9 protein-coding genes and 8 tRNA genes are annotated in these 9925 nt (G+C 56.5%); all 17 read right to left on the reverse strand.

Translation table 11 applies throughout. From position 1 onward, the window contains the following. Positions 1–113: 113 nt before the first annotated feature. The gene (locus RIN49_RS16410) at positions 114–2045 is read right to left on the reverse strand and encodes a carbohydrate-binding domain-containing protein (protein WP_309121250.1); all 1932 of its coding nucleotides are present in this window, start codon (positions 2043–2045) and stop codon (positions 114–116) included. 26 nt (positions 2046–2071) lie between these two features. Continuing rightward, positions 2072–2773, reverse strand: coding sequence for a DUF4956 domain-containing protein (locus RIN49_RS16415; RefSeq protein ID WP_309121251.1), 702 nt, complete (start codon positions 2771–2773; stop codon positions 2072–2074). Further along, on the reverse strand, positions 2766–3509 hold the full coding sequence (locus tag RIN49_RS16420; RefSeq protein WP_309121252.1) for a polyphosphate polymerase domain-containing protein: 744 nt from the start codon (positions 3507–3509) through the stop codon (positions 2766–2768). Before RIN49_RS16420 ends, RIN49_RS16415 begins: the two co-directional genes overlap by 8 nt. 229 nt (positions 3510–3738) lie before the next feature. Then, the gene (locus RIN49_RS16425) at positions 3739–3957 is read right to left on the reverse strand and encodes a hypothetical protein (RefSeq protein ID WP_309121253.1); all 219 of its coding nucleotides are present in this window, start codon (positions 3955–3957) and stop codon (positions 3739–3741) included. 60 nt (positions 3958–4017) lie between these two features. After that, positions 4018–4713 (reverse strand): response regulator transcription factor, encoded by a 696-nt coding sequence (locus RIN49_RS16430; protein ID WP_309121261.1) that lies wholly within the window; start codon positions 4711–4713, stop codon positions 4018–4020. 17 nt (positions 4714–4730) lie between these two features. Further along, positions 4731–6164, reverse strand: coding sequence for a sensor histidine kinase (locus tag RIN49_RS16435; protein ID WP_309121254.1), 1434 nt, complete (start codon positions 6162–6164; stop codon positions 4731–4733). A 13-nt stretch (positions 6165–6177) separates the two neighbouring features. Further along, a complete protein-coding gene (locus tag RIN49_RS16440; protein ID WP_309121255.1) occupies positions 6178–6930 on the reverse strand; it encodes an ABC transporter permease in 753 nt (250 codons plus the stop codon). Continuing rightward, positions 6917–7648: an ABC transporter ATP-binding protein gene (locus RIN49_RS16445; protein ID WP_309121256.1), complete on the reverse strand. Its 732-nt coding sequence runs from the start codon at positions 7646–7648 to the stop codon at positions 6917–6919. The genes RIN49_RS16440 and RIN49_RS16445 overlap by 14 nt, the downstream gene beginning before the upstream one ends. Positions 7649–7723: 75 nt before the next feature. Continuing rightward, the gene (locus RIN49_RS16450; protein WP_309121257.1) at positions 7724–8995 is read right to left on the reverse strand and encodes a hypothetical protein; all 1272 of its coding nucleotides are present in this window, start codon (positions 8993–8995) and stop codon (positions 7724–7726) included. Positions 8996–9166: 171 nt separating this feature from the next. Further along, positions 9167–9240: transfer RNA gene (locus RIN49_RS16455), tRNA-Pro, on the reverse strand. 14 nt (positions 9241–9254) lie between these two features. Next, a tRNA-Gly gene (locus tag RIN49_RS16460) sits at positions 9255–9329 on the reverse strand. A gap of 12 nt (positions 9330–9341) precedes the next feature. Next, positions 9342–9424 (reverse strand) — tRNA-Leu (locus tag RIN49_RS16465). A gap of 13 nt (positions 9425–9437) precedes the next feature. Further along, a tRNA-Lys gene (locus tag RIN49_RS16470) sits at positions 9438–9510 on the reverse strand. Between the two features lie 10 nt (positions 9511–9520). Further along, a tRNA-Arg gene (locus RIN49_RS16475) sits at positions 9521–9597 on the reverse strand. Positions 9598–9605: 8 nt separating this feature from the next. Continuing rightward, a tRNA-Gly gene (locus RIN49_RS16480) sits at positions 9606–9680 on the reverse strand. Positions 9681–9689: 9 nt separating this feature from the next. After that, positions 9690–9775, reverse strand: a tRNA-Tyr gene (locus tag RIN49_RS16485). A gap of 28 nt (positions 9776–9803) precedes the next feature. After that, a tRNA-Phe gene (locus tag RIN49_RS16490) sits at positions 9804–9879 on the reverse strand. Positions 9880–9925 lie beyond the last annotated feature (46 nt).

The following is a 9925-nucleotide window of genomic DNA, read 5'->3' on the forward strand; positions in this document are numbered from 1 at the left end:
TGAGGATGAGTTGAAAGTTCGCGGATGGCACGATGACATAGAAAAAGGCGCGTATTCCCATGCGGGAATACGCGCCTTGAAGCGATGCGTGCGAAAGCCTATCCTTGCACTCGTTACGGCTGCGGCGACGCCGGCCGCTCGCCGCCGGCAGGGCGGCGGCCGCCGCCGAATCCTCCGGGTCCCCCGGACTGGGCTTCGGTCACGCCCGACTCGTTCAACCAAGTGACGGACTGCGCGATTTCGAAGGAGACGATTTCCGTATCCCCCGTATAGAGAGTGTAAGCGCCGCCTTGCTGCAGACCCGAAGAACTGATCGCGATCGTCTGGAACGCCTTCGTCGGCGCGACCGCCGCGACCTCTTTGCCTGAGGCGTCCTCCACGCGAACCGTCGTACCGGCGGCTTGCGTCTGCGGGAACGTCATAAGAATGGACGCTTGCGTAGAACCGTCGGAAGGCGCCGAAGCCATGCCCGCGCTTCCCGCGGCGACCAACGAGCCGCCGCTCAGCTCGAAGGAGCCGTTGTAGTCCAGAGCTCCGTTGCCGGCGGAAGTCGGACCGTATACGACGACGGTGCCGCCGCTCATCTCGATCGAGCCGTTCGAATCCAAACCGTCGCCTTCCGCATCCACGATCAAGGTACCGCCCGTGATGACAAGCTTGTAGTCTCCGGAACCGGCGAACGCATCTTCTCCCGGACGGCCGCCGGCCGAAGAACCGTCGTTGCCGCCAGCGACGTTCACGCCGTCGTCGTCGGCCGCGACGCGGACGTCGCCGCCAGCGATCGTGACGACCGCGCTCTCGATTCCTTCATAGCTCTTCGCGATGACGAGGTTGCCGCCTTCGACGACGATCGAAGCGTCTGCATGGAGCCCGTCGTCGCCGGAGGAGACGTTCCATTCTCCGCCGCCGATCGCGATCGATCCGTTGCTGTGGATCGCGTCGTCGGCCGAATCGATCGCGATCGTACCGGCGGTCGCTACGATATGGGATGCCGCTTTCACCCCCTTCATGCTCGCGGCGTCCGTCGCATCCGCAGCCGTTGTCGTTGCCGTTGCCGTCGTCGCCGTTGCGGTCGCGGACGGCGCGGTCGATTCGGACGGCTGTCGAGCTCCCATCCCTATGCCCCAGGCTTGATCGTCCGTGTGCACCTCGCCGTTGGCGCTGCCGCCCCCGGAGACGATGTCGAACGAACCGCCGTCGACCCTTACCGACACAGCCGCTTGCAGCCCGTCGCCGCCGGCGTCGATGACGAACGCGCCGCCCTCGATCGCGATATTCCCTCTTCCCTCTTCCGTATCGTTCGTCGACTTCAGCCCGTCGCCTCCCGCTTCGACCGTCAGTGAGCCGTCTTTGACTGCCAACAAGTCGCGTCCTACGACGCCGTCGTCGGTTGCGTGCACCTCGATCGAGCCGCTCACGATTTTCAAGTCGTCTCGGCTCGTTAAGCCGTCTTTATAATTGCCTTGTACGACCAGCGAGCCGCTCCCGTTCACGACGAGATCCGCTTTGCTGTACACGGCGGCGTTCGGCGCGTCTTCGGCCGTATCGGCATACGTCGAGCCGTCGGAGACGACGTTGTTCGAACCTTCCTGCAGCGTTAAGAACACCTTCTCCGCCTCTACGATCTCGATGGCGGGACCGGATGCGTTTCGAATGTCCGCGCCGTTCAAGACGATCCGCACCTTCTCTTCGTTCGAAACCTCGACGACGACGCCGCCGTCGCTCAGCTTTCCGCTTAACACGAACGTTCCTGCGGCCGTAATCTTCACCGGCCCCGCTTCGGCGTTCAAGTCGATCGCGGTCGGGTTTTCCGCGCTCCAATCCGCCGCGAGATCTTCGTCCTCGTATGTCGCCGGTACGGGCGAATCCGCAGCGACGGCCGCCGACGTTTCGGCGCTCCCGTCCGTCTGCGCCGCCGTCGTCTCCGCGACCGCGGCCACCGTCTCCGTCGACGCCGGATCCTCGGCTCCGCCGCACGCGGACAACGCCGCGGCGAAACAGAAGAGCAAAGCCCATAACTTGAACCGTTTATGTTCCGTTTTCATCTCGTTCGTCCTCTTTTCGTATCGATTTAGATTTCGTTCATCGTCGGCGTCATCGTCAATGTAATGTCCAAATTCCCGTTCCGGCACCGGACGGCGTCCAGAAACTCCTTCTGATTCGTTCCCTGATCCATCGTGACGACGTACACCAACTCGTATAAACTGCCTAACTCGGTCGTCCGGACTTTCCTCAGCTCGTAGGCGATTCCGAATGTGCGGAACACTTCGGCGAACGCCTCTTCGTACCCCAAATCCTCCGGGATCGTTACTCTCAATAACCGCTGCGTCGTCTTTCGTTCCCCGAACTTGAAGTAACTCAACAGGAACATCAAGGCGCAGAGCAGCACGGTAAACAGGACGGCGTAACCGAAGCTGCCTACGCCGACGGCGAGACCGGCCGCCATCGTGAACAGCACGAACGCAATGTCCTTCGGGTCCCCCGGCGCGCTTCGGAACCGGATGATGGAGAACGCGCCGGCCAGACTGAACGCTCTGGCGATGTTGCTGCCGATGAGAAGGATGATGATCGCGACGATCATGGGCAGCAGCATCATGGTCAGCGTAAAATTCGGCGAGTAGACGTTACGGTTGCTCGTCTTCATGTACGTGAAGCTGATCGCGCCCCCTAGCAAAATCGAAATCAAGATCGTTGTCAACGCATGGGACAACGTCAGTTCCGGCGTCGCCGCCGCGGCGGCTGACGAGAATAGCGATTCGATGGATTCAAGCATAAATGGCGGCCTCCTTACCAATCTTTCCGTTCGCAGCGTATTTCTTGTATTCGTTGCCGTATTTCGAGAAGCTTGTCCGGAACATCCGATGCTCGGACAACATCCGCGACAGCCACATCGGGATCGTCTTCTCCGCTTTCACTTCCATCAGCCAGCGTCCCGATTCGAGCAGCGGCTCGCCGTAATCCCCGTCCTCGAGCCTAAGGTCGTATCGGCGGGAGCGAATATTCGTGTCGAACGTAATGCGAAGATCGCGGTTGCCGATGCAGAACATCGCCTTCCGTTCGTAAGCCAGATACACCTTCGGCTCGAGATCGTATCGCTGCAAAAAATAATGAATCTCTTGCAGCACTTGCGTGTTCATGTAATCCTTATGCTCCGGCTCGACGCCCGTACGGACGAAATCGAACGCTTCGTCGAGCGTTAAAGACGTCCTTCGCTTGTTCACCAAGCCGAACACCTTCTTCTTAAGCTCCAAGTAGCCTTTCGCTCCCGGCTTTGGGACGCCGTACGCCCGGAGCCGGAGCTTCTCCTTGTATTTCGGCTTGGAGAGGCTCTTCCGAATCAGCGCGTCGTTCGGTGTGTCGAAGTAGATGTTGCCGATCGAATAGAACGGATGCTGCTTGTTGTATTCGTCGAGCTCCATATATTCGAGCAGCCGATCGTACACGCGCCGATAGGCTTCGTCGTCGAGCAAATATTTGTTTTCGTAGCGGTTAAACACTTCGATCGCCATCCGGGATGCACTCCTTCGTTTCATGTACATAACGGATTGTAACCCTCTTGCCTGAATCGACCCTGAACCTTAGTTGAACGTAAGCTGAACGTCCGAGCGAACGCCAAAAGAGCGGGGTTCGCATTGACGCGAACCCCGCTCTTTTCTCGCAGTACCGTATATTTCATAATAAATTCCGTAAGATAACATTAACGCATTGAGCTTGGTACACAATTAGTTAATACGGCGCTTAGGAAGGACGTCTTCGGGACGACGCCTTCGCCGACAAGGAGTGCCTCATGAATACTTGCTTCGCGGTTCGCTCCTGAAGCGCGGAGGGCTGGCGGAAGAACGCGTCCGTCCGGTAAAGCTCCGCCAGCGCATCCTTCGAAGCCTCGGCCGCCGATGCTTCGTCCCCTAACAGGTACACCGCGATCCGGTACCCGTACACTTCATACTGCTTCAGCACATCTGCTTTCGCGTGCAGCGCTTCTGTTCTCGTGATCGGGTCCCTCCTTCCTCTCTTCGGTTATACGATAAACCGGTACCCTGACCCCCATACCGTCCCTATATATTGGGGTTTGGAAGGGTTGTCTTCGATCTTCTCCCGGATTCGGGCGATGTGAACCGTAACCGTCGACGCGTCGCCGAGCGCATCCATGCCCCAAACCCGTTCGAACAGCGCTTCCTTGTCGAACACGCGGTTCGCATGCTGGAGAAGAAACAACAACAGCTCGTATTCCTTCTGCGCCATCGCGACTTCCTTCCCGTTCACGAACACTCTTCGGGACTCCTTATGAACTTCGAGCCCGCGCACCGTCAGCTTGGTGCCTTCCCGCTCTTTTCCGAACCGCTCCTTCATTCGCTCGTACTTATTCAAGTGCGCGTTCACCCGCGCCACGAGCTCGCCGGAACTGAACGGCTTCGTAATGTAATCGTCTGCGCCGAGGCCGAGTCCGTTCACTTTATAAATTTCTTCCGCTCTGGCCGAGACGAGGAGGACGGGAATGTCCTCCTTCTCCCGAACCGCCTTCAGCACTTCGAAGCCGCCGACGCCCGGAAGCATAATGTCCAACACGATCAGATCGAACCGTTCCCGTTCCATGATCGCCAACCCGTCCGTTCCGTTATCGGCGACCGTGACGGAATATCCGCTGAGTTCCAAATAATCCTTCTGTAAATTCGCGATACTCGGATCGTCTTCTATGATCAAGATTCGTTTCACGATCATCACCGGCCTCGTTATAACATTCTAAGCGATATCATAATGCGGGTGCCTTCCCCGACGTTGCTTCGCGCCCATATTTTCCCTTCGTGTCCCTCGACGATCTGCTTCGCGATCGCGAGACCGAGACCGCTGCCTTCCGCGCTTCTCCTTGACGGGTCGGCTCGATAAAACCTCTCGAAAATGTGAGGCACGTCATCCTCCGGAATGCCTAGCCCGTTGTCGCGAATTTCCACGACCGCGGACGACGACGTCGCTCGCAGCACAATCGTTACGACTCCATCGCCCTTCTTCATATATTTCTTCGCGTTGTCGAGAACGTTCTGAACGACGCGCTTCATCCGTTCGCGATCGATGAACACGATCACTTGTCCATCCAGCTCGCTTCGCAACGTCAGCTGCATGTTCGCCTGCTCATATTCGTAGCGGTGATCTTCGACGCAATCCGCGAAATACCGTTCCAGGTCCGTTCGTTCCATGTGATAAGGCAGCTGATTCAGGTCCAATCTAGAATAGAGGAGCAGATCATCGATCATGGCGTTCACTTGCAGCGCCTTGGAACGGGCCGTCTCCAAATAATCCTTAACCTTATCGGGCGTATGCGCGACCCCGTCCAGAATTCCCTCGATATACCCTCGGATGGATGTGACGGGCGTTTTCAAATCATGCGATATGCTCGACACGAGGAAACTGCGATTCTCGTCATACTTGTGCTGAATGTAGATCGATTCCTTCAGCTTGATGCGCATCAGCTCGAGCGTCCTGCACAGCTCTCTGACTTCCCCTTCGCCCTCCTCCGCGATGCCTCCGTCCAAATCGCCTTCGCTGATTTTCACGGCGGCGTCCCTCAAACGGGAGACCGGCTCGATCACGCCGCGCGAGAACCGGTAGGAAACCCACAAGTTCAACAGAAGGAACGTCAGGAAGAAGACGCCGAGCGTCACCACGCCTAGGAGAAGGTAGAAGTTCGACTTCAGCTTCATCGGGGCAAGCAATAACAGAACGCCCTCTTCTCCCGAGGCAAGCTTGTATTCGGCTTTCGCGAACATATACGTCGTTCCGGCAAGCTCCAGCGTATCCAGCCCCCCGGCATGTTCCGACAACAACAAGCTCCTCTCGGCGTCGACGGCGCTCATCGGTTCCGTCGCGTACAACACCGTTCGATTGCGAACGATGATCGCGCTCGCTCCGAACATCTCGACGCGGTCGGTCAGCTGTTCTAGATATCGTTCCTCGAGCAGCTGATCGAAATCCATCGATGCCGCTTCGTTCTTGATTTCTCCGATTCCCGCGCGAGTCTCGAATAATCGCTGCATGTCGTTCAGGTTCGCCTCCGGGCCGATCACCCTCATATACACCGCGACGAAGATGACGGCGGAGAGCAAGGCGAAAGCGAAAGATCCCAGCATCGCTAGGGCGTTCATCGCGAAAAACCGTTTGGTTACCTGCATTCGGACGACCTTCCTATAAGTCTTTGCGGTCGAATAACATAAACCCCGCGGTAAACAGCATAACGCCGAACCCCGTCATAATCAAACCTTGCCGAACGATCTTGAAAACGTTGATCTTCTCCGAAATCCACAGCGCATGCCAATCGAACATGGACGTGATTAGGAAGCTGGAGGCATTCGGGAAGAGGACGCTTAAGAACATGAAGCCGAGAAAAAGAAGCACCGATAGGAAGAAAACGGCTAAACCTCCCCGAAGCACGTTCGACAGCAATACGACGAGCAGCGAAAACACGAAAACCGGCAGGAACGTCACGACATAAGACACCATCACTCTCGCTACCCCGCCCAACCCCGCGGTCGACGGATTGAAGAGGAGCCCCGCAGCCAAGGAAAGCGCCATAACGAACAGCAGACTGTCCGCAATGAAAACAGCGACGGAAGCCACCTTGGCGCTGAACGCTCCGAGGCGGGATACCGGTCTCGCGAGCGTAATTTTCATCGTATTGGACGCGAACTCGCCGTTAAACATATCGATCGCGACGAACGCCGCGAATAACGGCAAGAGCGTATAGGAAAAGGCGGACAACACGACCAACGGAAATTCGGTCCCTCCCGCGATCCGAAGCCCGAGTCCGTGCTTCGCCGCAGTCACCGCGACTTGCCCGATTACGACGGCAAGGATGGCCAAGATGGCCGCCGCGTTCATCTTCTTGCGCTTGAACAGCTTGAACATTTCGTTGCGGAAAGCGGCTTTAAACCCTTCCATGTCGCTCCACCTCGCTTACGAAGTAATGTTCCAGCGAGGCGTAATCGCTTAGAATGTTCTGCGTGTAATCCTCGTTCACGAGCTTCCCGCCGTAGACGACGCCGATTCGGGTGCAGGTCAGCTCCACGTCGTGAATCAAGTGGCTGGAGATGAAGAACGTCGTGCCTTCCTCCTCCGATAGCCGCTTGATCAATCTCCGCATATCGAGCATCCCCTCGACGTCCAAGCCGTTCAGCGGCTCGTCCAGAATCAATACCTTCGGATTGGACAAGATCGCGGCCGCAACCCCGAGCCTTTGCTTCATCCCGAGCGAAAACTTCCTCGATTTTTCGTTCTTATATTTCAGCATGCCGGCGATCTCCAGGCACTCGTCGATTCTCCGTTGATCTACATGAGGATAAAATCGGGCGAATAACTTCAAGTTCTCGTTCGCGGTTAAATACGGGTACGATTCCGCGGTCTCGATAATACACCCGACGTGCTTCATCGCTTGGACATAGTCGGTTTGCACGCTCGTTCCGAAAATTTTCACCTCGCCGCTGTCCGGCTTCATTAACCCCGTCATCATCTTCATGGCGGTCGTCTTCCCGGAACCGTTCGGTCCCAGAAACCCGAAGATGTCCCCTTCGTCGATCGATAGATGTAAGTCGCGCATCCCCCGACCGTTCGGGTACATCTTCGTTAAACCGATCATTTCGATCGCTTTCGCTTTCCTCATCGTTGGCCACATCTCCCGAAACGTTGACATGGCTGTCCCCGCGACGATTAGCGCCGCTGGGACAGCCTTTGTTTTCTACTCTTCGAACACGCGGTTAAACTCTCCGTTGAAATACGGTTTATCGTTGGAACGGTACGAGGTGTCGTCTATGATTTCGATCTTCAAGTTGAGATAAAGCCTGCCCGCGCCGCCTGGAGACAACTGGCCGTACTCTTGCTCGCCTTGCGGGTTGGCGTACGTGAAGAACGACATCGGCTTGGAACTGTCCGGCTCGTATTCGAACGTAAAGTCGTACGGTTCGCCGTACTCCGACTCGAATCCGGGCTTGACCGCCTCGGAATACTTGCCCGATACTTTATCCCCGTCCACGCCCGTGATCTCTAGCGTTCTTTCGCCGACCTTTAGGAACTTGCCGTCCTTCTCCATGACGATGTCGTTCCGGTAGGTTCCCACGTACATTTCCGTAATGCCCGATCTGCTGACCTTCTCGAACGCCGCATTCCGAAGATCCGGCGCCTCGACCGCTGTCGTCCCTATGTCAGTTAAGGTTACGATCACGCTCAACGTCAGATCGTGTACCTCGCCTGCGGCGTCTTTCCCGGATAGGATCGCTTCGCCCGTCGCCTGCTCCAACAAGCCCGACTCGCTCTCGACTGCCGTTCCGGATATCTTCTTCACGAAGACGTCGCTGGTTAACTCGGGCAGACGCTGTTCTGGGTCCATATGGCTTTGCTCGTTCATACTCTGTTTCACCGCGAACGAAGCTACGGCGTTGACGACAGCCGGCACCTGCGCCTCGGTTAAGGTACCCGAGTACGTTATGCCCCCGTCCGACCTTTCCTCGACCTGCACCTGCTCTTTCAAACTTCCGACCAAGGCGTCCACGATGCGTTCGAATTCTGCTGCGCCGTCTCGTCGGAATGGGTTCGCGAATGGGCTGCGCTCCTGTCCGAACGGATTGTCGACGTATTCCGAGACGTAATATTTATTTTCCTCGTCGGACTTCCATATCGTCCGCTCCATATCGTTGTACCTGTAGTGACCCGTCGTCGTTTCCCCGCTGCCGGTTTTCGACACTTCGGTTTCGATGGACGCCTGTTTGACCGTGTCGATCTTCTTCACGCTGGACGATTGAAGAAGGATTCGGTTATTGTCCTTCAACGTGAAGGACGCTTCCAGCGTATAATTTTGTAATTCCGCCTCCATTTGCGAGGCCGTATGCTTCGCCGCTTCCTTCAACCGGTCGTAGCCGGTGCCGAGCGCCATATCCGCGAGCGCCGTCGATACGAAGACGCACGCGCCGAGCGCGAAGGCGACGACAGGGATCGCTTTCTTGCTGACTTTCATAGTATCTCTCCTTATATGTAACGGCTTGATTCGGGGAAACGTTTCCTCTTGTTATTCATTATAGACAACGCCGATTGAATCCTTCTAAAGGAACTATTAACAGTTTATTAACTCGTTGAAGCAAAAAAAGAGCCAAGCTCATCGGCTTGACCCTTTTTCCATATATAAGTATCGGGACGACACGATTCGAACATGCGACCCCCTGGTCCCAAACCAGGTGCTCTACCAAGCTGAGCTACGTCCCGTTGTTTTTACATCATGGAGCGGACGATGGGATTCGAACCCACGACCCTCGCCTTGGCAAGGCGATGCTCTACCACTGAGCCACGTCCGCTTATGTAAGGAATGCGGTTGAGAGGACTCGAACCTCCACGAGCGTACGCCCACTACCCCCTCAAGATAGCGTGTCTGCCATTCCACCACAACCGCATATGAAACAAAGTGAGCCATGAAGGACTCGAACCTTCGACACCCTGATTAAAAGTCAGGTGCTCTACCGACTGAGCTAATGGCTCGTATTTATAATGGCGTGCCCTAAGAGATTCGAACTCCTGACCTTTTGATTCGTAGTCAAACGCTCTATCCGGCTGAGCTAAGGGCACGCGTCGTTTGGAGCGGACGATGGGATTCGAACCCACGACCCTCGCCTTGGCAAGGCGATGCTCTACCACTGAGCCACGTCCGCAAATCGTAATGGTGGGGGATGATGGATTCGAACCACCGAACTCGTAAGAGAAGAGATTTACAGTCTCCCGCGTTTGGCCACTTCGCTAATCCCCCATGGGGTAAACCGATGTTGCTTGGAAAATGGTGGCTTGGGACGGAATCGAACCGCCGACACATGGATTTTCAGTCCATTGCTCTACCGACTGAGCTACCAAGCCGTAAAAAATGGCGGAGCCGACGGGATTCGAACCCGCGGTCTCCTGC

Origin of the sequence: Paenibacillus sp., assembly GCF_031177825.1 — a bacterium.
In the GTDB taxonomy this organism is placed as follows: Bacteria; Bacillota; Bacilli; order Paenibacillales; family YIM-B00363; genus Paenibacillus_AE.